This is a genomic window from Neobacillus citreus (assembly GCF_018343545.2).
GTDB classification, from domain to species: domain Bacteria; phylum Bacillota; class Bacilli; order Bacillales; family Cytobacillaceae; genus Neobacillus; species Neobacillus citreus.
Genome location: NZ_JAGYPE020000014.1, coordinates 50666 through 75723, shown reverse-complemented (window position 1 = coordinate 75723; position 25058 = coordinate 50666). Strand labels below are relative to the sequence as shown.

The 25058-nt window shown below is 40.4% G+C and carries 21 protein-coding genes; 3 read left to right on the top strand and 18 right to left on the bottom strand.

Features of this window, described 5'->3' with window-relative positions; translation table 11 throughout:
• Positions 1 to 6 precede the first annotated feature (6 nt).
• From KHB02_RS10465 to uxaC (KHB02_RS10455), 3 genes are all read right to left on the bottom strand, one after another.
• Positions 7 to 924, bottom strand: coding sequence for an AraC family transcriptional regulator (locus KHB02_RS10465; RefSeq protein ID WP_213141147.1), 918 nt, complete (start codon positions 922 to 924; stop codon positions 7 to 9).
• Between the two features lie 207 nt (positions 925 to 1131).
• Positions 1132 to 2544 (bottom strand): NADP-dependent phosphogluconate dehydrogenase, encoded by a 1413-nt coding sequence (gene gndA, locus KHB02_RS10460; RefSeq protein WP_213141148.1) that lies wholly within the window; start codon positions 2542 to 2544, stop codon positions 1132 to 1134.
• Between the two features lie 103 nt (positions 2545 to 2647).
• On the bottom strand, positions 2648 to 4051 hold the full coding sequence (gene uxaC, locus KHB02_RS10455) for a glucuronate isomerase (RefSeq protein ID WP_213141149.1): 1404 nt from the start codon (positions 4049 to 4051) through the stop codon (positions 2648 to 2650).
• Positions 4052 to 4286: 235 nt separating this feature from the next.
• On the opposite strand from uxaC (KHB02_RS10455), the gene KHB02_RS10450 reads away from it, so the two are divergent.
• Positions 4287 to 5471 (top strand): ROK family transcriptional regulator, encoded by a 1185-nt coding sequence (locus tag KHB02_RS10450; protein WP_213141150.1) that lies wholly within the window; start codon positions 4287 to 4289, stop codon positions 5469 to 5471.
• 78 nt (positions 5472 to 5549) lie between these two features.
• Here the strand turns inward: KHB02_RS10450 and KHB02_RS10445 are convergent, their stop codons facing one another.
• On the bottom strand, positions 5550 to 6959 hold the full coding sequence (locus tag KHB02_RS10445) for an MFS transporter (protein ID WP_213141151.1): 1410 nt from the start codon (positions 6957 to 6959) through the stop codon (positions 5550 to 5552).
• A gap of 326 nt (positions 6960 to 7285) precedes the next feature.
• On the opposite strand from KHB02_RS10445, the gene KHB02_RS10440 reads away from it, so the two are divergent.
• Positions 7286 to 7951 carry an FMN-dependent NADH-azoreductase gene (locus KHB02_RS10440; protein ID WP_213141152.1) on the top strand — a complete coding sequence of 222 codons (666 nt, stop codon included), beginning with the start codon at positions 7286 to 7288 and terminating at the stop codon, positions 7949 to 7951.
• A gap of 225 nt (positions 7952 to 8176) precedes the next feature.
• On the opposite strand, the gene KHB02_RS10435 is transcribed toward KHB02_RS10440, so the two are convergent.
• The 13 genes from KHB02_RS10435 to KHB02_RS10375 form a co-directional block, all read right to left on the bottom strand.
• A complete protein-coding gene (locus KHB02_RS10435; RefSeq protein WP_241113802.1) occupies positions 8177 to 8500 on the bottom strand; it encodes a cupin domain-containing protein in 324 nt (107 codons plus the stop codon).
• Positions 8501 to 8524: 24 nt separating this feature from the next.
• Complete coding sequence (locus tag KHB02_RS10430; RefSeq protein ID WP_213141153.1) at positions 8525 to 9508, bottom strand: sugar kinase; 984 nt, start codon at positions 9506 to 9508, stop codon at positions 8525 to 8527.
• The gene (locus KHB02_RS10425; protein ID WP_213141154.1) at positions 9495 to 10148 is read right to left on the bottom strand and encodes a bifunctional 4-hydroxy-2-oxoglutarate aldolase/2-dehydro-3-deoxy-phosphogluconate aldolase; all 654 of its coding nucleotides are present in this window, start codon (positions 10146 to 10148) and stop codon (positions 9495 to 9497) included. The genes KHB02_RS10430 and KHB02_RS10425 overlap by 14 nt, the downstream gene beginning before the upstream one ends.
• A 64-nt stretch (positions 10149 to 10212) precedes the next feature.
• A complete protein-coding gene (locus tag KHB02_RS10420; RefSeq protein ID WP_241113801.1) occupies positions 10213 to 11700 on the bottom strand; it encodes a UxaA family hydrolase in 1488 nt (495 codons plus the stop codon).
• A gap of 14 nt (positions 11701 to 11714) precedes the next feature.
• The gene (locus tag KHB02_RS10415; protein ID WP_213141155.1) at positions 11715 to 13184 is read right to left on the bottom strand and encodes a tagaturonate reductase; all 1470 of its coding nucleotides are present in this window, start codon (positions 13182 to 13184) and stop codon (positions 11715 to 11717) included.
• Between the two features lie 86 nt (positions 13185 to 13270).
• The gene (locus KHB02_RS10410; protein WP_213141156.1) at positions 13271 to 14269 is read right to left on the bottom strand and encodes a LacI family DNA-binding transcriptional regulator; all 999 of its coding nucleotides are present in this window, start codon (positions 14267 to 14269) and stop codon (positions 13271 to 13273) included.
• 103 nt (positions 14270 to 14372) lie between these two features.
• Positions 14373 to 15779 carry a glucuronate isomerase gene (uxaC, locus tag KHB02_RS10405; RefSeq protein WP_213141157.1) on the bottom strand — a complete coding sequence of 469 codons (1407 nt, stop codon included), beginning with the start codon at positions 15777 to 15779 and terminating at the stop codon, positions 14373 to 14375.
• 227 nt (positions 15780 to 16006) lie between these two features.
• Positions 16007 to 16753, bottom strand: a complete 747-nt coding sequence (locus KHB02_RS10400; RefSeq protein WP_213141158.1) for a response regulator transcription factor — start codon at positions 16751 to 16753, stop codon at positions 16007 to 16009.
• 60 nt (positions 16754 to 16813) lie between these two features.
• On the bottom strand, positions 16814 to 18649 hold the full coding sequence (locus KHB02_RS10395) for a sensor histidine kinase (RefSeq protein WP_213141159.1): 1836 nt from the start codon (positions 18647 to 18649) through the stop codon (positions 16814 to 16816).
• 100 nt (positions 18650 to 18749) lie between these two features.
• The gene (locus tag KHB02_RS10390; RefSeq protein WP_213141160.1) at positions 18750 to 19787 is read right to left on the bottom strand and encodes a TRAP transporter substrate-binding protein; all 1038 of its coding nucleotides are present in this window, start codon (positions 19785 to 19787) and stop codon (positions 18750 to 18752) included.
• A 62-nt stretch (positions 19788 to 19849) separates the two neighbouring features.
• Positions 19850 to 21145: a TRAP transporter large permease gene (locus KHB02_RS10385; protein WP_213141161.1), complete on the bottom strand. Its 1296-nt coding sequence runs from the start codon at positions 21143 to 21145 to the stop codon at positions 19850 to 19852.
• Positions 21146 to 21147: 2 nt separating this feature from the next.
• Positions 21148 to 21645 carry a TRAP transporter small permease gene (locus KHB02_RS10380; protein ID WP_213141162.1) on the bottom strand — a complete coding sequence of 166 codons (498 nt, stop codon included), beginning with the start codon at positions 21643 to 21645 and terminating at the stop codon, positions 21148 to 21150.
• Between the two features lie 573 nt (positions 21646 to 22218).
• Positions 22219 to 22506, bottom strand: coding sequence for a hypothetical protein (locus KHB02_RS10375; RefSeq protein ID WP_213141163.1), 288 nt, complete (start codon positions 22504 to 22506; stop codon positions 22219 to 22221).
• A gap of 128 nt (positions 22507 to 22634) precedes the next feature.
• Here KHB02_RS10375 and KHB02_RS10370 point away from each other — a divergent pair, with 128 nt between their 5' ends.
• Complete coding sequence (locus KHB02_RS10370) at positions 22635 to 23897, top strand: sensor histidine kinase (RefSeq protein WP_213141164.1); 1263 nt, start codon at positions 22635 to 22637, stop codon at positions 23895 to 23897.
• Between the two features lie 45 nt (positions 23898 to 23942).
• Here KHB02_RS10370 and KHB02_RS10365 read toward each other — a convergent pair whose 3' ends face one another.
• Complete coding sequence (locus KHB02_RS10365; RefSeq protein WP_213141338.1) at positions 23943 to 24692, bottom strand: CAP domain-containing protein; 750 nt, start codon at positions 24690 to 24692, stop codon at positions 23943 to 23945.
• Positions 24693 to 25058 lie beyond the last annotated feature (366 nt).

Genomic DNA, 25058 nt, shown 5'->3' with positions numbered 1-25058 from the left:
TCCTCCTTATTGCTGTGTTGCTGGTTGTAGTTTATTTTTTCGATAGCGTGACGGTGTAATGCCCACCTTTTCTTTAAAAAAGCGGCTAAAATGTGCAAGACTTTCAAACCCCGATGCACTAGATACTTCAGCTAAGGATAGATCTGGTTCCATTTCTAACAAGAACTTCACTTGGTTAAGCCTGCAGCCCATTACATATTCCATCACAGTAAAACCTGTGACTTCTTTAAAAACATGCGATACATAATATTTGCTTAAACTAAGCTCGGACGAAATACGGTCCAAACTAATTTTCTCTGTATAGTGGTCTCTTATCCAAGAAGCAATTTCCTCTACATGTACTTCCTTTTCTGTCTTCCTGCTGTTTACTTGCGCTAGCTCCTTCTTACTCATTTTATAGATAGCAAGCAGCAACTGAGTCAGCTCAAGCTTCACTTCAGCTTCTAATAGTTCACTCTTTTTACCCGTACGCTGAAGCTCTTCATCGATTTCGGTTAGAAGCCCCGATATTTTTTTCATCTGCCCGTCCACATATTGGCCATTTTCATCATAGCGCGTACGTAGAAGCGGGTTGTTCAATTTTTTAAACGGCATTAACAAATTCGGTATTCCGAGTGTGGAAATCAAATCAGACAGCCATGTTGGAGAAAAATGAAGCACACTTCTCGTATAGATGCTCTCACCCCAGGGGTTGGCTTTATGCAAGGTCATGCCATCCAAAAGAATAATATCACCGGGTACTAGCTCATAGATCCGATTATTAATTAAATACTTACAATCACCGCCGCAGAAGAAATAAATCTCATACTCGTGATGTGAGTGAAACTGAAAAGTATAGGATTCCACTCCGCGCATTCGATAAGATGCATAAATCCATTCATCTAATACTTTTCTTTTATATGGCAGGGAAATTAAATCTTCCACAGCTCTCACGCCTTCCCTAGTAGTAAGCGTTATCAAAGCTTACTTATATTTTACGCCTTAAGCTTGAGAAAAACATTCTCTGAAACTGCCTTCATTCTTATTAAATTTGACTGATATTGCTTTTTGTATTTTAGTTTAAGTAAAAAAAGAGACAAAACCATCCATTTGTTTGGAGGTTTTGTCTCTTTTTAGGTGAAAAAAGGAAGCTTATTCCATCCAGTTTGTATGGAAAGTACCTTCTTTGTCAATACGCTGGTACGTGTGGGCACCAAAGTAATCACGCTGTGCCTGCAATAGGTTCGCAGGAAGTGTTTCGGTACGGTAGCTGTCATAGTAAGCAATCGCACTTGCAAAAGATGGCACCGGAATACCGCGTTCAATTGCCAAGGATAGCACTTGACGTAGTGATTGCTGATAGCCTTCCACAATTTCCTTAAAGTATGGATCTAATAACAGGTTCTTCAATTCTGGGTCGCGATCGTAAGCATCTTTAATTTTTTGCAGGAATTGGGCACGAATGATACAGCCGCCGCGGAAAATCATTGCGATATCCCCATAGCGAAGATTCCAATCGTACTCTTCAGATGCTGAGCGCATTTGTGCAAAGCCTTGTGCGTAAGAGCAAATTTTACTCATGTATAATGCCTTACGAACCGCTTCAATCAACTCTTCTTTATTGCCCTCAAATGATTTTGCCTCAGGCCCATTCAATACTTTGCTTGCCTTTACACGTTCCTCTTTCATCGCTGAAATAAAGCGCGCAAATACAGATTCAGTAATAAGCGGCAGCGGTACACCTAAATCTAAAGCGTTTTGGCTTGTCCATTTACCAGTACCTTTTTGGCCGGCAGTATCCATGATGACATCAACCATTGGCTTTCCAGTTTCTTCATCCACTTTTGTAAAAATGTCAGCGGTAATTTCAATCAAATAACTGTCTAGTTCGCCTTTATTCCACTCGGCAAATACTTGATGAAGCTCCTCTGCATTTAAACCAAGGACATTCTTAAGGATAAAGTATGCTTCACAAATTAGCTGCATATCGCCATACTCGATGCCATTATGAACCATTTTCACATAGTGTCCTGCCCCATTCGGACCGATATACGTACAGCATGGGTCACCTTCGACTTTTGCAGAGATGGCTTCTAAAATCGGTTTGACAAGCTCATAAGCTTCCTGTTTACCACCAGGCATAATCGAAGGTCCTTTTAATGCGCCTTCTTCCCCGCCGGATACGCCAGTTCCGATAAAATGGTATCCTGCTGACGCTAGTTCCTTATTCCTTCTGATGGTGTCCTGGAAGAATGTATTTCCGCCATCGATCAGAATATCGCCTTCCTCAAGAAATGGCTTTAAAGAGTCGATTGTGGCATCGGTAGCAGTACCTGCTTTAACCATTAATAAAATTTTGCGAGGCTTTTCTAAAGAGTTAACAAATTCCTCGACAGTGCGGGCACCAACAAAGTTTTTACCCTCTGCTTCATTTTTCAAAAATTCCTCTGTTTTTTCGTAAGAGCGGTTAAAGACTGCAACGGAATACCCTCTGCTTTCAATATTTAAAGCAAGATTTTTCCCCATTACAGCTAATCCAACTACACCAATTTGTTGCTTTGACATATGACAATCTCCCTCCGTTTATCGGTTTGGGCTCGCGGGCACCATTAATATACCATCCATAATAGCGTTTTAAGCAAAGAACATCAAGAAAGGCATTTCTAAATTATCGCTGTAAGAAATACTTCTCTGCATTGTGATAGCCAATATTTCTAACCATTTGCTCCATGAACTCCTGATTATTTGGCGCTAAGCCTCTTTCCACCCATTCTCCCAGAATGTTGCAGAGGATTCGACGAAAATAATCATGCCTTGCGTAAGATAGGAAACTGCGGGAATCTGTCAGCATACCAATAAAGTGGCTTAATAACCCAACATTTGCAAGATCCTTCATTTGTTTTTCCATTCCATCGATATGATCGAGGAACCACCAGCCTGAACCAAATTGAACCTTACCCGGAATACCCTCTTCATAGAAATTACCCATCATGCCAGCAAGAACAACATTATCCTTCTGGTTTAAGTTAAACAATACCGTTCTTGGCAATGCATTCTGTACGTCAAGAGCATCAAGAAAGCGGGAGATGCCTTCAGCAAAATTGGTTTCGCCAACAGAATCAAAACCTGTATCAGGACCAAGCAGATTTTTCATTTTCGTATTATTGCTGCGCATGGCTCCCATATGAAGCTGCATGACCCATTGTTTTTCCGCATACATTTTTCCAAGCTCCGTCAATAGGAACGCTCTATATAGAGTGATTTCTTCTTCATCAAGCTCTTCACCATTGAACTTCTTATCAAAAATTGGTGAAATCTCTTCTTTAGTCGTGTGTACATATTCCATTTTTTGAATATCATGGTCAGATGCTCGGCCGCCATTTTCATGGAAGTAATCAACCCGCTGTTTTAATGCTTGTAAAAACGAATCTAAAGAGTCCACCTTAATCCCGGATACTTCCGATAATGTTTCAAGCCATGTTTTAAAGGTTGGCCGCTCAATGAAAAGGGCACCGTCAGGACGGAAGGTTGGCGCAATGATGGCCTTAAACGTTTCATCCTTCTTCAACAATTGGTGGTATTCAAGAGTTGAAACTGGGTCATCTGTAGTACCGATAAATTTTACATTAGATCGTTCGATGAAGGCTCTTGGCCTGAATTCCGGCTTCTCGAGTTTTTCATTGCACTCGTCAAAAATTTCACGGGCGGTTTCCGGATTAAGAACCTTCTCGATTCCAAAAAACATTTTTAATTCCATATGTGTCCAATGATAAAGCGGGTTGCCAATTAAATGAGGCACTGTTTCCGCCCAGGCAGCAAACTTCTCCCAGTCATCAGCGTCGCCGGTAATGAACCTTTCGCCAATACCATGCATACGCATGGCTCTCCATTTATAATGGTCGCCGCCAAGCCACACTTCCGTAATGCTTCGATATGGTTTGTTTTCCCAAACCTCTTGGGGATTTAAATGGCAGTGAAAGTCAAAGATTGGCAATCCCTGCGCGGCATTTTCATAAAGTCCCTTAGCTGTCTCGGTATTTAATAAGAAATGATTATCTAAAAAAGCTTTCATTCTATTCCCTCCCAATAGTAAAGCTTTAGCTGTAAACCCTTTCAATTGCACTAAAAAAATTTAATAAATACATATAGTTTAGTTTAATTTGTTTATTAAACTAATTAATTACAAGTATAAATTATCATGTTTATCTTAATTCGTCAATGAAGGAAATCAATAATATGTTTTTCCGCCATTTAATAATTTGATATAATAGAAATACTTATAAAAGTGTATAAAATGGAGGAACTCAATGATTACCGGTGATGCGGCATATATAAAAAAAATAAATCGTTCCTTAATCATTAAGGAAATTGTAAAAGCAGGAATGATTTCCCGCGCAGATATATCCAAAGTGACTGACCTGACGAGAGCTACCATTTCTGCCCAGGTTGCTGACCTTTTGGATGAAGGACTGATTATTGAGACACAGCTTGAGCATTTTTCTGTCGGAAGAAAGCCGATTATGCTTTCATTAAACAGCCATGCAGGCTATGCCCTTGGAATCGACCTTGATTATGGTCAAATATCCTTTACGTTATCAGACCTGCTGGGTCATCCTGTTACATCTACTATTATTAAAATAAACACAACAGACTATGCAGAGATTCTTCATATATTAGTTGAGCAAATTAAAAAATATAAAGCGGAATACACTGACAGCCACTACGGAATTGTCGGAATTGTCATTGCCATCCATGGCCTTGTTGGGAAGGACGAAGTGGTTCATTTTGTACCACGACTTGGATGGGAGGATATTCATTTAAAAACCGATCTTGAAAATGAACTTGATATCGATGTTTATCTTGAAAACAATGCCAACCTAAGCTCTTTTGCAGAACGGGTATTTTTCCACCATGAAACAGATAACCTGCTTTGTGCCACTCTCTATTCTGGAATTGGAATGGGAATGATGATGAAAAATGACTTCTTCCGCGGGCATGATGGCTTTGCTGGTGAGATTGGCCATATGATTGTTGTCCCTGAAGGCAGGCCATGCAACTGCGGCAATAAAGGATGCTGGGAGAAGTACGCCTCAGAATCAAGTATATTCGAGTATCTATCCGAAAAAAGACAAATGAAAAACCTATCCTATGAGGATATTCAAAAATGGCTTGATGAAGGTGACCAAGAAGTACACGAGCAGCTGGAACAGTTACTCTACTATCTCTCCGTCGGCTTAAATAATATGATTAATATTTACAATCCTGATGTCCTTGTGCTCGACAGTGAACTTCTAAGGATGTATCCGGATGCTCTTGATAAAATTAAGAGAAATTTACATTCGTCTATTAGTCATTACCGTGAGTTATCCATTTCTTCAATTGGGAAAAAGTCTTGCGTATTAGGTGCATGTGCCCTTGCGATTAAACATTTCCTTGGTGTTCCGATGCTGAATTTACCATTTGAACAGCAGGAGAATGAAACCGTTTCCTAACCCCCCCTTTAAAAAGGGGGTTTTTTTGCAAAAAAAAGAAGATAGCTAAGTTCCCTTAACTATCTTCTATCATTCATATTAAGAAGCTTTTCTCTTTTCAGCCAAATCAATAGCAAGCTGTTGTGTTTTTTTCTTATTTAATGGATATAGGAATACAAGAATTAAGAAAATTACAAGTAGAGTAACTGCCGGAACCAATGTGGCGAGTGTATGAATTCCATTCAATGTTTCCTGTGTTTGCGCCTTAAGAGTTGCATTATAACCAACTGATGCAATCGCAAAACCACCCACACCACCAGCAATCGCTTGTCCTACTTTACGGGCAAAGGAATAGATTGAATAAACAGTTCCATCTTCACGTAAACCAGTCAGGTATTCATGATAATCGATAACGTCAGTTACAAATGCCCAAACGACTAAGTTAAATAATCCGTAGCCAAACATGGCAATCGCTAAAATCCCAATAAATTGGTTTGCATTAAGGTTTGGAAGCAGATATAAAACGCCATATACAACAGCTGCGAGTAACAACCCTGCAGCAGCAACTTCTTTTTTCCCGAATTTAGCTACTAATGGCTTAACCAATGGCATTCCCACAAATACTGCTACAGATTGAATAAGACCAACCATACTTAAAGCTTTGGCATTGCCAAAATAATCTTTAAACAAGTAAACGTTTACTGCACCGATTAACATAAATGTCACCATGAAAGCCAATGATGCAATCAAAATCCACAGTAAAGGTTTGTTTTTTGCAAGGCCCTTTAATGTTTGACCTAAATTCACTTTTTCCTTTTTTGAATCAGTGATTGTAATACGTTCTACTGACATTTTGTAGCAAGCCATATAACAAGCAATGGCAAGTACTCCAAAAATGATGGCCCCTAATAAAAAGTGATTGGCATCAGCCTTATTATTGACAAACAGAATCATTGGACCAACTACGTTAATGATTAAACCAGCTAGGTTTCCTCCTAATGTTCTCCAACTTGATAGTGAAGTACGTTCAACTGGATCACCTGTAATTACAGAAGCCATTGATCCATACGGAATATTAACCGTACTATATAATGTTCCCCATAAAATATATGTTACAAATGCATATGCTTCATAAAATCCTGTAGACATTCCCGGAATGTGTACAAACATTAACACACCAGTGATGACAAGCGGAAATGACATTCTAAAAATCCATGGTCTGAACTTACCGTTTTTCCCTGCTTTTCTTGTGTCAATAAAACGTCCCCAAGAAACATCGGCTACAGCATCCCATAGGCGGGCAACTAAGAAAAGGGTTCCTACAAAAGCAGGATTAAGACCATAAACATCTGTGTAATAGACCATTAAGAACGATGCCACTAAAATAAAGAAGAAATCGTTTCCAAAATCACCAAACAAATAACCTAATTTATCTCTCATTCCAAACGGACGAACTGCTGCTTTTTCTACATTAAAATCTGGTGCTTTCACTTTGGCACTCTGAGCCATGTTTCTTCCCTCCATAGTCTTTTATTTGTAATCCTTTTCATAAATGTTTAAAAATAATTTGTTCATCTCGAGATTGGTTTATACTTCCATTAATTTGTTTAATGAACTAACAAATTAATTTCTGTATTTGTAGAATACCACCGTCGACTTTTTTCGTCAATAACTTTTTGTAAGCGCTAATATAAAAAAAAATTTACCAATTCATATGTTGAAAACTATAATGGTCACCTAATGTTCAAGAACTTCACCTATTGTTCAAAATTGAGCAAAGTAAATTTCTTATAATAGAAGTAATGTAATCATTTAAACAGATGGGTTGTGTGTTGATGGAGAAATTACTTTATATTACCGCAAATCCAAAGGGTCTTGAAAAATCAAAAGGGTTGCAAATTGGGGAGGCTTTTCTCGAATCCTTTATAAATGAAAGGCCGGATGTAGAAATTAAGAGAATGGATTTGTTCCAATTAGATTTTGTCCAAATGGATGCAGATTTAGTATTTGCACGCGGAAAATTAGCAGGATACGGCTATACATTAGACCAGCTTTCAGAAACCGAAAGGAAAAAAATCCTTAAAATGCACGCTCTTGCAGATGAATTTATTGGATTTGACTACTATGTCTTTGTTTCACCATTATGGAATTTAAATTCACCTGCGGTCTTGAAAGCATTCCTCGATAATCTGTTTATTGCAGGAAAAACCTTCACCCATACTCCTAACGGACCAAAAGGACTATTATCAGGGAAAAAGGCGATTCATATTCAAACCCGCGGCGGCCAATATACAGGTTCCCCTGTCCAGGAATTAGAGTCTGGAGACCGTTATTTAAAAATTGCCCTTAACTTCCTAGGAATTGACGTCATGAATAGTGTCATTGCTGAGGGTTTGGACCTTTATCCGCAAAAGGTACCGGAAATTGTTGCCGCTGCCAAAGAAAAAGCACGTTTAGCCGCGAAGGAAATTACGGGCATTTCTCAGCCTGTCCTCCAATAATATGAATAGCTTCCATTCTATTGGGAAGCTATTTTTGTATAAAAATTTCCCGGAAAATGTCGAAGCTCAACAGGCTTATTTCTTTATTTTTTGTCAAAATTTCCCTTCTTATAGTATAATCGGATTATAGGAACGAACCACTCCTGACCAAAAGAACATAGTAGCGGAGATTTCCGTTTTGTAACAAAATAAGACCTGGCAGAAGCCCGGTCTTATTGATTTAAATCATAGAAAATCTTCACGCTGTGGTGTAAAAACATCCAATATAATCGAGTCATCTTCAAGCGCTTTAACCCCATGCAAAGTATTTGAAGGGATGTAGATGCTATCCCCTTTCACCACTTGCTGGACGTTTCCATCCAAATTGAACTCAAAACTTCCTTGAACAATATAACTTACCTGTTCGTGCGGGTGGGAGTGGATCGCACCAATGGCATCCTTTTGGAAGCTTACTTCTGTCATCATCAGGCTTCCGCCCCTTCCCAAAAGCTTCCTTTTGGCACCTTCTCCTGCTTCCACAGAATTTTCCTTATTTCCAAAGTAAAACAAGTCAATCACCTCAACATTACATATTTATCTTGTAGCTTCTATCCTGCCTGCGATAATGGAATTGATCTCCTCAAGAGATGGATTCCCTTCCCAATCACCCTTAAATTGAGTTGCCAACGCACCCAAAATATTGGCCCTGGTTAAAGCCATTTCTAGGGATACATGAGTCAAAGCAGCCTCGTTATCTAAATACACAGAGAGAAACCCTGCTGCAAACGCATCACCAGCCCCGACCGTATCAATAACCTGTGTGACTACATGAGGGGCTGCTTTAACAGAATCGCCGTTAATAAAGCCCATCGATCCCTCGGCACCAAGCTTCAAGACAACTACTTTCGGCCCCATTTGCAGGAATCTCTCGCCATATTCTTCAATGGATTGTTGACCTAAAAGGAACTCTGCTTCCTCCACGCCTGGCAGAAACACATCACATAACGGGATAAGCGAAAGTAAAACACTCCGCGCCTTCTCCTCACTCCAGAGCTTTCTCCGTAAATTCGGGTCAAAAGAAATGGTCAGTCCCATATCCTTGGCCATTTCCATTGCTTTTCGGATAGCTTCGGCAGCATTTTCACTTAAGGCCGGTGTTATTCCTGTAACATGCAAATGCTTTACACCATCAAACCACTCTTTTTTCACATCTTCTGGCTGAAGATTGCTAGCGGCTGAGTTTTTCCGATAATAATAAACGGTTGGATCCCCATAGCTTTTACTTTCTTTAAAATAAACCGCCGTAGGTTTTTCCGCATCACGGAGGGCATAGGATACATCTACTCCCTCTCCGCCAAGTGTTGACAAAATAAAGTCACCAAACGGATCTTTTCCTAGTTTACTGACCCATCTAACCTTCTTGCCTAAACGCGTCAGGGTGATGGCAACATTTGATTCGGCACCTGCAAGGGACTTTGTAAAGAGCGGCTCATACTTAATCCCTTTTTCACCGATTGTTTGAAAAAGAACCATGCTTTCCCCAATTGTCAGTACATCCGTACGGTTATTTGGCTGCATGTACCTGCACCTCTTTAGCTAGTCTAGTATACGCCGCAGCTAATTGCGTAATTTGCTCAAAATCACCTTTTTTAATTAACTCATTGTTTACTAGATTTCCACCGAGCCCAACTGCAATGGCTCCGTAGCCCAAAACCTCCTTGATATTGTCCAGATTCACTCCGCCTGTTACCATCATGGGAATATGGTTAAGCGGTCCTCTGATATCTTTAATATATTTCACGCCCATTGAGCTGACTGGGAAAACCTTAACAGCGCTTGCCCCGAGGCGATACGCCCGGACAATCTCAGTAGGAGTCAACGTTCCAGGCCAAACTTCCACACCTTGTTCAAGTCCGTATGCCAATACCTCTTCATCCAGGTTTGGCGACACAATATATTCTGCACCTGCCTGAACCGCTTCCTTTGCCATCTCAAGGTCCAAAACGGTTCCCGCACCAATTCGTAATTGACTGCCAAATTTCCCTTTCAGATCATTAATCATATTAAGGGCGCCATCAGTGTTTAATGTCACTTCTAAAAATGAAACTTCGCCTGCTGCCAGGGCTTTGGCTGTGTCTTCGCCGCTGCCGTTTGGAATGCCGCGAATAATTGCCACAATTTTTTCTTGTTTTAATAACGAAACTAAGTTTTGCTCCATTGAAAACTGCCTCCATTACTGAGTTCTTTTCCGCAAAAGGATATTGACTCTATTTTATCAAAGCTTATAATGTTACACCCGTTTTAAAAATAGCAATCTCTCTAAAGTCATTTTTCTCATTGTTTACAAATTCACCGCTCGCCACTTTAATCACATAGTCAATAAACTCCCTTAGAACTACATCGGCTGACTTCTCGAGCAATACACCGGCATCAAAGTCAATCCAATGAGGCTTCGCTTCAAATAGCGGGGTATTGGTCGAAATCTTCATGGTTGGAACATAAGTGCCAAACGGTGTTCCCCGTCCTGTTGTAAAGAGAACTATTTGACAGCCGGCCGAAGCCAGCGCAGATGCGGCAACAAGGTCATTTCCTGGGGCGCTCAACAGGTTTAGTCCTTTTTTCTTTAATCTTTCGCCATATTTTAACACATCCGTCACAGTGGAAGTGCCCGCTTTTTGTGTACAACCGAGCGATTTATCCTCAAGGGTAGTGATCCCGCCCGCTTTATTCCCTGGTGATGGATTTTCATACACAGGCTGATTGTTGGCGATAAAGTATTGTTTAAAGTCATTGATTAATTCAACCGTTTTTTCAAAAACCTCTTTATTTTCTGCCCGTTCCATTAGAATCGTTTCCGCCCCGAACATTTCAGGCACCTCAGTTAACACTGTGGTTCCTCCCTGGGCAGCAAGGAAATCTGACAGTCTTCCAAGCAATGGATTGGCCGTGATTCCTGAGAGGCCATCTGAACCCCCACATTTCAATCCAATTTTTAGTTCGGATAATGGGACCTCTTCGCGCTTATCGCTTTTGGCATTTTCATAGATTTCCTTTAAAAGCTTAACTCCTTCCTCAATCTCGTTGCCAACCTCTTGGGAAGCGAGGAATTTCACACGGCCTTCATCAAATTCGCCAAGGCTTTCCTTAAATTCATATAAGTTATTATTTTCACAGCCAAGTGCTAACACGAGGACGCCGCCAGCATTAGGATGAAGGGCTGCATCCTGCAAAATAGTCCTTGTGTTGTGATGGTCGTCGCCAAGCTGGGAGCAGCCATAATTGTGCTTTAATACCAGGACATTTTCAAACGGGCTGATTTCGCCCACTTCCTTTTGGAAACGCTTGATGATCGTTTCTGCGACACCGTTGACGCAGCCAACAGTCGGAACGATCCACAATTCATTGCGGATTCCGACGGTACCGTTTTTCCGCCTGAAGCCTTTAAAGGTCCGGTTCTCATTTTTATAAGGATTTTCGGCTAGCTTCTGGCTAAATTGATAGTCTTTTATTCCATCAAGATTGGTTTTTGTATTTTGTGTATGAACATGCTCACCGGCAGAAATTACTTTTGTGGCATGCCCGATTGGATAGCCATATTTCACGATAAATTCATTTTCTTGAATGTCCTTAACAGCAATCTTATGTCCACGTGTCAGGTCATCTTTAAGCTCAATCTCACGCCCATTGACCGAAATGGATTGGCCTTTTTGTAAATCCTGCAATGCAACAACAACATTATCATTTTCATTAATCTGGATAAATTCCAACATTGCTTAAATCCCCCTTATCTTGCCGTTTTCTCCTTTAAAACTGTCTCAAGAGCCTGCTTCATTCCCTTTGTTTCGATTTCGTACAAATAATGGGTAACAGCATCTGTTAGCCCCGTAACAGAATTTAAGTCCATTCCCCAATTTTTCTCGTATCCAAAAACTGCACGAACAATTTCTTTTAGACTTTCACGTGATCCATCAAAGCTGTCCCATTGCGTTTTGAAAAACTCAAGAATGTCTTGGTCATCACTAAGATTAATATCTTCCGCACCTCTTTTTCCCTTATAAAAAGCGATCAATGCAGCTAGTGAGAATACTAGTTTTTTAGGCAATTCCTCTTTACGGTTGATATATTCTAATAAAGATGGCAGGTCTCTAGTTGTATATTTAGAGATGGAATTCAATGAAATACTCATTAGAAAATGCTTGATATATGGGTTTCTAAATCGATCCAAAACATCCTTCGCAAAAGAAGCTAATTCTTCGGCCGGAAGATCTAATGTCGGAATAATTTCGTCAAAAATCAGCTCTTTAATAAAGCTGCCCATCACCGGATGCTCGACCGCTTCGGCAACTGTTTCTAAACCGTAAAGGTAGGAAACTGGTGTCATCGCCGTATGAGCGCCGTTTAAAATCCGCACCTTTCTTGTCCGATACGGTGTTAGGTCATCAACAAACATGGTGTCTAATCCGGCCAAATGGGTTGGAAATTCTTCTTTTATCCACTGAGGCCCTTCAATGACGAAGTTGTAGAATTGTTCACTGGCCACGACAAAATCATCTTGGTAGCCAAGCTCTTCCGTCATTTCTGTGATCGTATCAACAGGAAAGCCTGGGACGATCCGGTCAACGAGGCTATTGCAAAATGTATTGGCATCATTGATCCATTGAACAAATTCCGCACCAAGGTTCCAAGCAGCGGCATATTGGAGAATCATTTCTTTTAGTTTCTCGCCATTTTTTTCAATAAGTTCACAAGGAATGATGATTAACCCTCTGCTGTTATCCCCGTTAAAAGCCTGGAAACGATGGTAGAGAAAAGCCGTCAACTTTCCAGGAAAACTCTTTTGAGGGCGGTCCTCCAAGCGATCCGTTTCCTGATAGGCGATCCCAGCTTCTGTTGTATTGGAAAAAACAAAGCGCAGCTCTGGATTTTGCGCGAGTTCAAGATATTTTTCATATTCCGTATAAAGGTTTAAGCCTCTATTGATGGATTGGATTAGGGTATGCTCCTTCACCGGCTTACCATCCTTCATCCCTTGCAAATAAAGCGTGTATAAGCCATCCTGGGCGTTTAATTTTTCTACCTTTTCATACCCGCGTGGCTGAACAACCACGATACTGCCGTTAAAAAGGTTAGCTTTGTTCATAACGTCGATTTGCCAATCAACAAAAGCCCGTAAAAAATTTCCTTCGCCAAATTGCAGGACCTTTTCCGGATAGGATTCAATGCCTTGGACGGTCTTTCGATTAAGTTTCTGCATGGTTATCTCTCCTTTTATGCACACGTGAACATTTTTGCAATTTATAAAACCGTTTAAAAGCTACCCGCCCTTTAAACGGTATAAGTTTACTTCACTAAGGATACAGACTTTCTGATCACTAATTCCGTTTCAACAAAAATCTTATCACCTTTGTGTTGATTATTTTCAATCACTTCAAACAGTTTTTCAGCGCCAAGTTTACAGATTTTTTCAACTGGTTTCTTGACAGTTGTCAAAGGCGGGTTTGTATACTGTGCCGAGGCTATATCATCAAAGCCTGTGATCGAAATATCCTCCGGAACCTTTAACCCTTTGGCAAATGCCGCATGGAGAGCACCGACTGCCATATCATCATTTGAGCAAAAGACGGCGGTAGGCAATTTGTCTAAGGCGAGCAGATTTTCCATGGCTTCATATCCGCTTTGCAAGTCATAATTTCCTTTTACCATATACTCCTTGCGTATTGGGATATCATTTTCCATCAATGCCTGCAGGTAGCCTTCCCTGCGTTCCAGTGTGGATTGGAAGCCTGTAATCCCTTCAATAATCGCAATATTCGAATGGCCATTTTCAATCAAATAGTTTACAGCATGGCAGGAACCTTCGTGGTCGTTCGATAGAATGTTTATAATCGATTGATCATTGATTTCCCGATTCATCACCACAAGCGGAATTTTTTGATTTAACACATGATAAATAAAGGAATTATCAGCGTCACTTTGGCTCATTAAAATAATCCCGTCGAACCTTTTGCTATGAATCGTGGAAAAGTCTTCATAATCGTCAATCCCTCTGACGAATAAATTGTAATCCTCATTGATGACGGCATTTACACCAGTTACCGCATCAGCAAAGAAACTGGAAGATGTTCCATTGGATATGCTCGTAAAGAAAAGGCCGATGGTATAAGACTTTTGAGTGACAAGGCTTTTGGCATTAAAGTTTGGTGTATAGTTAAGCTGAGCGGCTATGTCAAGGATCTTTTTCTTCGTATTTGGCTTGATTAGCGGACTGTCATTCAAGGCTCTGGATACAGTCGTATGGGATACATTTGCTAATCTCGCGATATCTTTAATTGTAACCATTTTGTTTCACCCTTTATTTACCTTCCGCTTTTCATTTTACTTGGAATAACGCTTTTTGAAAAGACGAGAGACTAAATTTGCGCTCTCGTCTTTTACATGAAAATTATAATTCAAAGCCAAAGTATTCGTTTGCGTTTTGATAGCTGATGCCTTGAACAATTTTACCTAAAAATTCGATGTTATTAGGTACTTCGCCATTTTCTACCCATTCAGCAATGAGGGCGCAGACAATTCTTCTGAAATATTCATGTCTTGTATAGGATAAGAAGCTTCTTGAGTCAGTCAGCATGCCAATGAAGCGGCTGAATAGGCCCATATTGGACAGTGATTTCATTTGCTCAATCATGCCAGCTTTATTGTCATTAAACCACCAGGCTGTTCCGAATTGGATTTTCCCTGGGACTCCACCGCCTTGGAAATTGCCAATCATGGCGGCAATGATATTGTTATCGTTTGGATTTAATGAATAGATAATCGTCTTCGGAAGTCCGCTTTCCTGTTCGATCAAATCCAGCAGTTTAGCTAATGGCTTGGCAATGTTCTCATCATTAATCGAATCCCAGCCCGTATCCGGCCCCAATACCTTAAACATTTTTGAATTCGTATTACGTAATGCATTAATGTGAAGCTGCATAGCCCAGCCTAATTCCGCATAATGTTTACCTAAAAACTTGAAGGTATAGGTTTTGAATTTCTTTTCATCTTCTAGGGAGACTTTATTCCCCTTCAAGGCTTCGCTGAAAATCACTGCTGCTTCTTCCTTCGTAGTGTCAGCATACAACATTTGATCAATGGCATGGTCAGAAACCAAGCAGCCAACAGAATGGAAGAACATGATTCTTGACTCAAGTGCTGTTAAATAGTCATCATAAGAGTGAATAGACACTCCTGAAACCTCTTGCAGCTTTTCAACCCATGGGAGGAATGTATCACGGTTAATTTCTAATCCTTTGTCAGGTCTGAAGCTTGGTAAAACCTTGACAGCAAAACTTGAATCTTCTTTAAGTTTGAGGTGGTATTCCAGGCTGTCCACAGGATCATCGGTTGTGCAAACTACTTTTACATTTGATTTTGTAATGAAATCCCTGGCGCCAAAGCCCTCACTGTTTAATTGTGCATTTACTTTCTCCCAAATTTCTGGAGCACTTTCCTCATCAAGTAAATCATAAATTCCGAAAAATCTTTGTAATTCTAAATGAGTCCAATTATAAAGCGGATTTCCAATTGTCATTGGAACGGTTTTTGCCCACGCCATGAATTTGTCATAGTCATTTGCGCTGCCGGTAATGAATTCCTCTTGAACCCCATTTGCCCGCATTAAACGCCATTTATAATGGTCACCATATAACCAAGCTTCGGTAATATTTTTAAATGTTTTATTTTCATAAATTTCCTTTGGACTTAAATGGCAATGATAATCGATTATTGGCATTTGCTTTGCATAATCATGATATAAACGGACAGCAGTTTCATTTTTCAATAGAAAATTTTCATCCATAAAGTTTTGCATATGTCCACCATCTTCCTAGTAAGTAAATTATTGTTAACGTTAACAAATTGATTGAAAAAAATTTGTAGTTAGTAGCAACCTTTTTCGATAGTTTAGCATAATGATAACGTTAACATTTATGGTTTTATTTTACCTTAGAACAGAATAGATTGCAATCGGTTTCAAATAAATGCCAAGTAAAACCTGGATAGAAAAAAATCTACACAGGTTTTACGATGGAGGAAATGTTAGCTTGTCCGGACCCGCTTCCGATATTCAGATGGAGTCACTCCAGTTTTACGCTTAAATAAATTACTAAAATACGTAATATCTGAATAACCCAGTCGATCCGCTATTTCAGAAATCCTTAAGGAGGTTCTTTCAAGCAGTTTTTTTGCTTCATTCATCCGGATTTCAAGAACAAAGTCAACAAAGTTCTGTTCTGTTTTATCTTTAAAAAGCTTACTTAAATAACTTGGATTCAAATGCACGTAGTTGGCCGCTTCAGATAATGTGACCTCTCCTGGAACTTTGCTTTTGACGTATTGAATGACCTTCTCAACGGTGGATAATTCTGATGGATCGGCTTCTTTTTGGGGGGCAGCTGCCGTTTCTTCACTTTCCTGGCGATGCTTTACCCATTTGTCCAGACAATCTTTCAATTCTTCAAGCTCTACCGGCTTAAGCAGGTAGTCAAATACCCCTGACCTTAGGGCATGCTGTACATACTTAAAATCATCGTAACCGCTGATCATAATACAATCAGTACGAGACTCGCCATTTGCCAATGCCGTAACGAAGGCTAACCCGTCCATCACGGCCATCCTTACGTCTGTCATAACGAGATCAGCCGGCTTTTCCTTTAAAAAATCCAGAGCCTCCAAGCCATTGGTGCATTCCCCGATTACCTCAAAGGGCAGCTCTGCCTTGGCGATTGTATGCCGCAGTGCTGTGCGAACCCATTTCTCATCATCAACCAAGAGTATTGTGTACATGCCATCACTTCCCAATAAAACAAAAAGATTTATGTTCTTGACTCCTGATCCTTCAATCAGCTACCCGATAAGCCTGTTCATAGGCAAGCGAATGCTTATGACTGCACCAATGCCTTCCTTGCTTTCAACGCTGATGCCATACTCGTCGCCAAAAAGGTGAACAATTCTTCGATGTACATTCACCATACCGATTCCGGGCCCGCCTTCCATGACATCTTTTTGTCTTAGATTCTGGCGGATTTCTTCCAGCCTCAGCGGAGAAATCCCCACTCCATTGTCCTGAATTCTAATAATATAGGCCTCCTCTGATTCCTCAAGCGCCGTGATACTGATTTTTGAGATGCCTCCGGACGGTTCAAGCCCATGCTTAAAGGAATTTTCAACAATCGGCTGAATCGAAAATTTGGCAATGGTCTGTTTTTTCGCCCAGTCAGGAATCGAGAATTCATACTCGAATTTATCAGCAAAACGATGCTTCTGTATGCGAAGGTATACCTTTGTGTGGAGAATTTCTTCGTCCAACTTTACGATTTGCGAATTATTATTAATATTATAACGCAATAATTTGGCCAATGCCGCGGAAATATCCGATATTTCCTCCATTCCATTTTCCAAAGCCATTCCGCGAATGGTTTCTAGAGAGTTAAACAAAAAATGCGGGTTAATTTGCGCCTGAAGTGCTTTCAATTCAATTTCCTTTTGACGCAGCAGCATTTCCGTTTCCCTGATTTTAGAAAGATATACTTCATCTACAAGCTCATTTAATCTGATGAGCATTTTATTAAACCCTTGTGTTAGATCGCCAATCTCATCTTTAGATAAAACCTCGACCTGGCCGCTGAAATCTCCCTTTTCCACTCGCCTCATCATTTTTTGCAATCCGATTATCGGCTTTATGATATTTTCTGCCAAACCCGCGCCGAGGATGATAGCAATCAGCATGGTGATGACCGCCATAATAAAAATGGTATTTCGAATATTGACAGAACTCTTGATTAGCTCTTTATAGGGAATGGCTGTGATGACAGTCCAACCAAGAAACCCGGAATGGTTATAGGTGAGTAATTTCTTTTGTTCCCCGCTTGTAACAAAGGAACCGCTCTCCCCTTGAAGAATTTTTTGCATATTTTGCAGTGACGCCTTCTTCCCCAGTTGGGAAAAGTCTGGATTATAGACGTAGTTTCCCTGTGAATCTACAATATACATAAACCCGGAATGACCAATATTGACTTGGCTGGCAATTTCCTTAAACCTCTTAAAATTAACATCTACCACTATAAAACCGACCGGTTTCAGGGTTTTTGGGCTAAACAATCTTCTGGCAATGGAGATAACATGTTCTTTGTTCTCGTTATCTTCAAGTGTACGTGTAAAAATAACTGGTTCAGCTGTTTCGGGCAGGATTCTATCAAAAAACTTCGGTTGAAACGCCTCCATTGGATGAAACCGATTGTAGCGGACATCGATTGCATCGACTGTAGCGACATGATTCAAGGAAATTGTAATGTTAGCTATGTCCGATCTTGAATAGGCAGCATTTTGCAACACCTTTTTGATATTAGCTGTCCCGCCACTTGAGTTTAATTCCTCTTCGGTCGTCATTTGGAGGAACCGATTCACCGCTTGGTTATTCAAAATTTTTAATATTTCAATCTCAAAATCACCCACATAATACTCAATATGGGTATTTACCTGCCTGATGATTTGCCAGCTGTATGAACGTGCTTCACTCTCAAGTACTTCCACTGATTTCTGGTAGGAAAAAAAGCCGATAAAACTAATCGGCACAATCACAAAAAGTGCAGAAAAAACAAACAGCTTACGAACCAGTGACTGATCTTTCAAGAGCAGTGCGTGCGCTAGCCGCTCCAACATATTTCTTCTAAAATGTTCCATAACTCACCTTATTTCTATGTTACATGAAAAAAGAAAGACTATGCAAAATGAATTCATTTTAAGCATAGTCTCTCCAGTTATTTTTTCCTTACATTTAAAATTATTTTCTAGCTGCGTCGATGGCATCAAGAACATCTTTATAGTCAGCACGATACTTATCGATTACAGGCTTAACTTTATTTTGCCAAGGCTTAACATCTTTAACCTCAACAATCTTCACACCAGACTCTTCAATTTTCTTCTGGGAATCTTTCTCCATTTTATCCCATTCTGCACGTTCTGTTTTCACTGATTCAGTAGCAGCTTCCTGGATAATCTTTTTATCTGCATCACTTAATTTATCCCAAACAGTTTTGCTGGCTAGTAGAATCTCAGGTACACGCTGGTGACCGTCAAGAATTAAATTCTTAGCTACCTGATAATGGTTAGCAGAAACATAGCTTGGTGTATTGTTTTCAGCTCCATCGATAACGCCTGTTTGAAGTGAGCTGAATACTTCTCCGTAAGGCATTGGAGTGGCACTGCCGCCTAGTGCTGCAATTAGGTCAATATTAATCTGGTTTTGTTGTACACGGATTTTTTGGCCTTTCAAGTCATCAACGCTCTTGATAGGTTTAGTAGAATAGAAGCTTCGTGCACCAGAATCATAGTAGGCAAGACCTTCCATTTTTGAAGCTTCTAAGCTCTTTAACATTTCCTTACCCTTGTCACTGTTTAAGAATTTCCATTCATGTTCGGAACTGTCAAAGATATATGGAAGACTGAATACACCTAGAGGTTTACTGAATTCAGCCAATGGTCCGGCACTTACACGTGTGAATTCAACCGCTCCCAATTGAACTTGTTCAATGACAGATTTCTCATCGCCAAGCGAGCCGTTCGGGAATACGCTAATTTTAATGCGGCCATCTGATTTTTTGTTCACAAGCTCAGCAAATTTCTTATCTCCTAATACAGTTGGATAGTTATCAGGATGTGTATCAGCCAAACGGAAAGAGTATGTTTTTCCTTCTGATTTTGCGCCTTTATCTCCATCAGTTTTTGCTTTATCTGCCGTTCCACCACATGCAGCAAGAATTAAACTTGCCCCAAGGACTGTACTTAGCGTTGCTGATAAACGTTTTGTAGACTTCTTCATTATAAATCCCCCTTCTAAATTTTAAAATTAATTAGATATATAGATAACTTTTGAAACCGATTTTAATGGCCTAACACATGTGGCAGCCATAGTGAGATGCTTGGAACATAGGTTAAAAGCATCAATGCTGCCAGCAGCACCAATCCAAACGGTGCCATTGCCTTGGCGGCTCTCATGATTGGGACTTCGCCTATGGCGGAGCCAATGAAAAGAACCGTTCCAACCGGAGGTGTTAGAAGTCCAATTCCCAAGTTCAACATTAGAATGATACCGAAATGAACCGGATCCATACCCATTGCCGTAACAACAGGAAGCAAGATTGGTGTCATAATCAGGATAAGCGGTGCCATGTCCATGCCGCATCCGAGGATGAGCAGCAATACGTTGATAATTAATAGGATAATAATCGGATTATCAGAGATACTTAACAATCCATCTGTTACCATATTAGGAATTTGTAAGAATGCTAGTACATAACCTAAAGCATTGGATGCTGCAATCAGGAACAATACCATGGAAACCGTCCTGAAGGTACGAATCAAGATATGCCACATCCGGCTGAACGGAATTTCCTTGAAGACAAAGAATGTTACAATGACCGCATATAAAACAGCGATAGCACCTGATTCTGAAGCTGTAAACCAGCCCGAGAATATTCCACCCAAGATGATCACAATCGGCATGATTGAAATAATTCCATCTTTAATGACTTTTGGTCTATCTTTTTTGTCAATGACAGTTGTTTGAGTGAAGCCTTGGCGAATAGCCAAAATGCGGCTTACAATCATAAGCGTTACACAAAGCAGGATTCCTGGTACTACACCCGCCATAAATAAGGTTGCAATGGACACACCGCCGGAAGCAAGAGAGTACAAAATTAAGTTATGGCTTGGCGGAACAACTACACCCTGAATCGCGGCAGCAGAGGTTAAGCCAGTTGCAAATTCTTTACTGTATCCTTTTTTCTTCATCATCGGAATCATTACTGAACCAATTGACGATACGTCAGCAGCAGCAGAACCCGAGATATTTCCGAACAATAGACAGGCAAGGACGTTTACCATTGCCAAACCGCCGCGGACCCGGCCAACTATTAGCATCGCGAAGTTAATTAAGCGAGCGGCTAAGCCACCTTCATTCATTAACTGGCCAGCCAGAATAAAGAACGGGATTGTTAATAATGCAAATGAGTTTACACCCTGAATCATCCGTTGTCCAATTACCTCGAGCGGCATGTTCAAGTAAATCATAGTGAGAACAGTTGAACCTGCCAATGTCAGCGCCACCGGAAAACGCAGCAGCAGCATGATAACAAAGCTTGAAAGCAGAATGATTATGGCAATTGTTGTTTGATCCATTGTTAGTGGCCACCACCCTCTACGTTATGTCTTCTAGTGTCAACACCAATTAATTGCAGGAAAGCGTAAATGATCATCATGAAACCGGTAATCGGCATGACCGCATATTCCCAAGCATTAGATAATTTTGTTGCTGGCAGAGTCGATTCACTCATTAAAACGGTAAAATCCCAGCCATATTTCAGCAAATAATAACCGAATGCCATCGTTGCAAACGATACCACTTTATCGATGACCTTAATCACCGCTGGAGGCAGTTTTGCGGTAAAGGATTCAATGGCTAAATGCAGTTTTTCACGAACGCCTATGGCAATTCCCATAAACGAAAACCAGCATAACAATAACAGAGTAACTTCCTCTGACCAAAACAATACGAAATTAAACAATTTTCGAGTAAAAACCTGCAGTGTTACGATGATAATCATGACGACCAGTGAGCCTATCGCCACTTTTTCAAAAAGACTATCAATGAACAGACAAAATCGTTTTAGCGCGTTCACTATCTAATCCCCCTCTTTTTTTGACTTTTTTAATTCTTCTTGATTTTGTAAGTGCTTTCTAAAATTATTGTAAATGTTTTCATTCCTATCGTTAACCCTGCTGATTTTAGATTTTTTTATACTTTTTTTAGGTCAGCTCAAAAATTCGACAAAAAATGGACTAATTTTTTAAAAAAGAAGAACAGGGGATTAGCCATATGAAGCATTTCAACAAGAATGAAGAAGGACACAATTGAAGGAATCTTCGAGGGAAATGTCCCTCATAAGACCGATGAAGGACAAATACAAAGGAATCCAAGAGAAAATGTCTCTCATAAAGGCTGCACACTTAGCAAGGTTGGAAAAAGTGTATGGCTAAAATGCAGGTTGATTTACCTCCCTGTTGATTGGAGCGGAGGGCACTCGACTCCTGCGGGAAATAGAGGTCACTGGAGACCCCACAGGCGCTACAGCGCCGAGGAGGCTCCAGGACCTCCCCGCGGAAAGCGAGTGCCCGGAGCGGAAATCAACAGGCCCATTAACAGGGACAATCAATTTAAATTTGGTAATTTAAGTTTTTAAATCTCCTTTGTACTACGCTTCTGCTTCATTCATTTCGCAAGCGTGAATTTCACAATTTATGATGGCTTCATCGAACGTTGTTGCGGTACCAGTGATTCTTGCAGAACCGTAAAATTTGCGTCCCAATTCGATCGCACTTAATTTTAAGTTCTCATTCTCCGGGTCCTTTTCCAATTCTGCCAATGCCTCATAATACTTGGATTTATTCTCCGAAATGGTTGATGATTTAAATAAAAAGATGGGTCCGAAAACGATAAAAGCGGCTAAGATAGGTGTAGCATAATAGAGTAAATGAACCATTTGAATCCCTCCGATATACTTTTTCCACATATTTGTCGTAATTTTGAGAAAAAAAAGGTAAAATTTGTTGAAACCTGCTGAATTTACCTGTAAAATTTTCCTAACAGGTCATTTGGATGGTGAAGTTAATGGAAGTAACAAAACATCTTTTCTTAAATCTATCCATTTTAATCATCTTTCTCTTTTTCAGTTTTATTTTTGTCGACAAAAGTAAAAAGATTACCCTTTCTAAGTCCTCGTATATCGTATTTTTTATTGTGATGCTGTGGATTTGCATCCAATTTTCCTATAATCCTATTTCTTCCGCTAGATTCGATTTAAGAATCATCCCACTCGTCATTGGCGGATTATATATAGGTATTGGTCCGATTTTGGTAGCGGCTGCCATTATTATGAGAAGCTTTTTTGGAATTAATTCTGGCTTATTCTTAACGACCCTGCTTTTTATTCCCTATGCCATTGTTGTTTGGCGGATTTTCCCATGGTTTTGGAAGCAAGGTCCTGGAAGACGCATTTTCATATCTATTTGCTTCGGAATGACTTTGAGTGCTTTGACAGTGATGGGCATGGTATTATCGGATACCCATGCTTATTGGCTCGATGTTTGGATCGCATATTTAATAATCCCCGCACTTGGAATTGGAATTATCTCCTATGCTATTGAATTCATTCAAAAAAATATTGAAATGAGACAGCAATTAGTAAAGGCGGAAAAGTTAAAAGCGGTGGAACAAATGGGTGCGGCCATTTCACATGAAATCAGGAATCCTTTGACGGCGGCAAGCGGATTTGTACAGCTTTTGGAGGATGACCATCTCCCGAGGCAAAAGAGAAAAGAATACTTATCCATCGTCAAGGAAGAACTAAATTCTGCAGAAAGAGTCATCCAAGATTATTTGACTTTTGCCAAGCCTTCCATCGAAACGTACGAGGAGCTTAATCTTAAAAGTGAACTCAAGCAAATCATCAATATTGTCCAGCCTTTAGCCAAACAAAATTCTGTCGAGATTATTACCGACTTTTCAGTTATTGGAATGATTAAAGGAGATCGGCAAAAATTTCGCCAATGCTTTGTGAATGTTTTAAAAAATGCCATTGAAGCAATGCCCAATGGAGGATATTTGAGTGTATCAACTGAATTTAATCAAACCTATGTAACGATCTGTGTCAATGATACAGGCATGGGCATGACAGACAAACAAATCGAACGGCTTGGAGAGCCGTTTTACTCGACAAAAGGGAAAAATGGCACAGGCCTTGGTATGATGGTTGTCTACAGTATTGTCCGGGCCATGGGTGGAACCATTTCGGTAGAAAGCAAAGAAGGCGTAGGGACAACCTTTTTATTCAAATTTCCCACTCTTACATCCATTTTTAAAAATCAAATATGATGAAAACCGACGGTACATTCGTGCCGTCGGTTTTTTTGTGTTTTCTTACTTACCGATAAACATCTGCGACCAATGCTTGCCTGTTTCTTCAAACCCTACACCAATATGAGTAAAGTTAGGGCTGAGAATGTTTTTGCGGTGGCCTTCACTGTTCATCCAGGCATTCACTACCTCTTGTGGGGTCCGCTGTCCTTGCGCAATATTTTCTCCTGCTGATTTATAAGTGACACCAAAGTCCCTCATCATGTCAAATGGTGAGCCATACGTTGGGCTTGTATGAGAGAAATAGTGGTTTTGCTGCATATCAAGGGCCTTCTTTTGAGCGACACTGCTTAACTGTGTATCCGCCTTTAAAGCTGGAAGCCCATTTTTGCTACGCTGGGCATTCGTTAAATCAATCACCTGCTGCGCATATTGACCGACTGTGCCAGTAGCCGGTGCAGTACTTTTGGCTGGTGCCTTAGGCTGCGGCGCCGGTGTCGTCTGCTTCGGTGCCGGTGCTGGTGCCGGTGCCGGTGCCGGTGCTGGTGCCGGTTGAGTCTGCTTTGGTGCTGGTGCTGGTGCTGGTGCCGGTGCCGGTTGAGTCTGCTTCGGTGCTGGTGCTGGCGTCGGCACGTTTATGTTTGGCATCTGAGACTGCAGGAATGGCTGTGCCTGCTCAATCACGCCCGATTGGAACCAATTGCCTTGACTAGGGTCAAGACGGACAAATTGATATTTGGCATCCTTGATTAAAACAGCTCTCGTGTGTGGATATTGATCGCTGTCCAAATTCGTGAAATAAGCCGAAACCATATCATCATTGGTTCGTCTTATTTTTCGATTATCATTAAACAGATTTGCATCGAAATCCGGGTCGTTGTTGTCATTATTTGTATAATCTTCCGTCAGTGGACCATTATGGTCAATCCCATCATCCCTGCCATTACGAACATCGAAAATGCCATTATTTCGGTTGTTCGTATCCAGAGCCACCCTGTTGCGATCGTTAATGTCATTTCTGTCATTGTTACAAGCGGCCAATCCCATTGTAAGCATGGCAGTTAAAGCTAAGCTAGCTGATTTTTTTATCAATTGTAATACCCCCTTTTGAAAAATTTTTCGCTTGCTTACTTATTTTCTAAATTTCTTAAGGAAAGTATTAATGGAAATTAACGTCTT

Coding starts and splice junctions, on each gene's coding strand:
- KHB02_RS10395 (WP_213141159.1), bottom strand. CDS start 18,649: ATGGAACATTTTAGAAGAAATATGTTGGAGCGGCTAGCGCACGCACTG.
- KHB02_RS10375 (WP_213141163.1), bottom strand. CDS start 22,506: ATGGTTCATTTACTCTATTATGCTACACCTATCTTAGCCGCTTTTATC.
- KHB02_RS10410 (WP_213141156.1), bottom strand. CDS start 14,269: ATGGTTACAATTAAAGATATCGCGAGATTAGCAAATGTATCCCATACG.
- uxaC (WP_213141149.1), bottom strand. CDS start 4,051: ATGAAAGCTTTTTTAGATAATCATTTCTTATTAAATACCGAGACAGCT.
- KHB02_RS10385 (WP_213141161.1), bottom strand. CDS start 21,145: ATGGATCAAACAACAATTGCCATAATCATTCTGCTTTCAAGCTTTGTT.
- KHB02_RS10415 (WP_213141155.1), bottom strand. CDS start 13,184: ATGCAGAAACTTAATCGAAAGACCGTCCAAGGCATTGAATCCTATCCG.
- gndA (WP_213141148.1), bottom strand. CDS start 2,544: ATGTCAAAGCAACAAATTGGTGTAGTTGGATTAGCTGTAATGGGGAAA.
- KHB02_RS10370 (WP_213141164.1), top strand. CDS start 22,635: ATGGAAGTAACAAAACATCTTTTCTTAAATCTATCCATTTTAATCATC.
- KHB02_RS10425 (WP_213141154.1), bottom strand. CDS start 10,148: ATGGAGCAAAACTTAGTTTCGTTATTAAAACAAGAAAAAATTGTGGCA.
- KHB02_RS10400 (WP_213141158.1), bottom strand. CDS start 16,753: ATGTACACAATACTCTTGGTTGATGATGAGAAATGGGTTCGCACAGCA.
- uxaC (WP_213141157.1), bottom strand. CDS start 15,779: ATGCAAAACTTTATGGATGAAAATTTTCTATTGAAAAATGAAACTGCT.
- KHB02_RS10365 (WP_213141338.1), bottom strand. CDS start 24,692: ATGGTTTCGGCTTATTTCACGAATTTGGACAGCGATCAATATCCACAC.
- KHB02_RS10440 (WP_213141152.1), top strand. CDS start 7,286: ATGGAGAAATTACTTTATATTACCGCAAATCCAAAGGGTCTTGAAAAA.
- KHB02_RS10445 (WP_213141151.1), bottom strand. CDS start 6,959: ATGGCTCAGAGTGCCAAAGTGAAAGCACCAGATTTTAATGTAGAAAAA.
- KHB02_RS10450 (WP_213141150.1), top strand. CDS start 4,287: ATGATTACCGGTGATGCGGCATATATAAAAAAAATAAATCGTTCCTTA.
- KHB02_RS10430 (WP_213141153.1), bottom strand. CDS start 9,508: ATGCAGCCAAATAACCGTACGGATGTACTGACAATTGGGGAAAGCATG.
- KHB02_RS10420 (WP_241113801.1), bottom strand. CDS start 11,700: ATGTTGGAATTTATCCAGATTAATGAAAATGATAATGTTGTTGTTGCA.
- KHB02_RS10390 (WP_213141160.1), bottom strand. CDS start 19,787: ATGAAGAAGTCTACAAAACGTTTATCAGCAACGCTAAGTACAGTCCTT.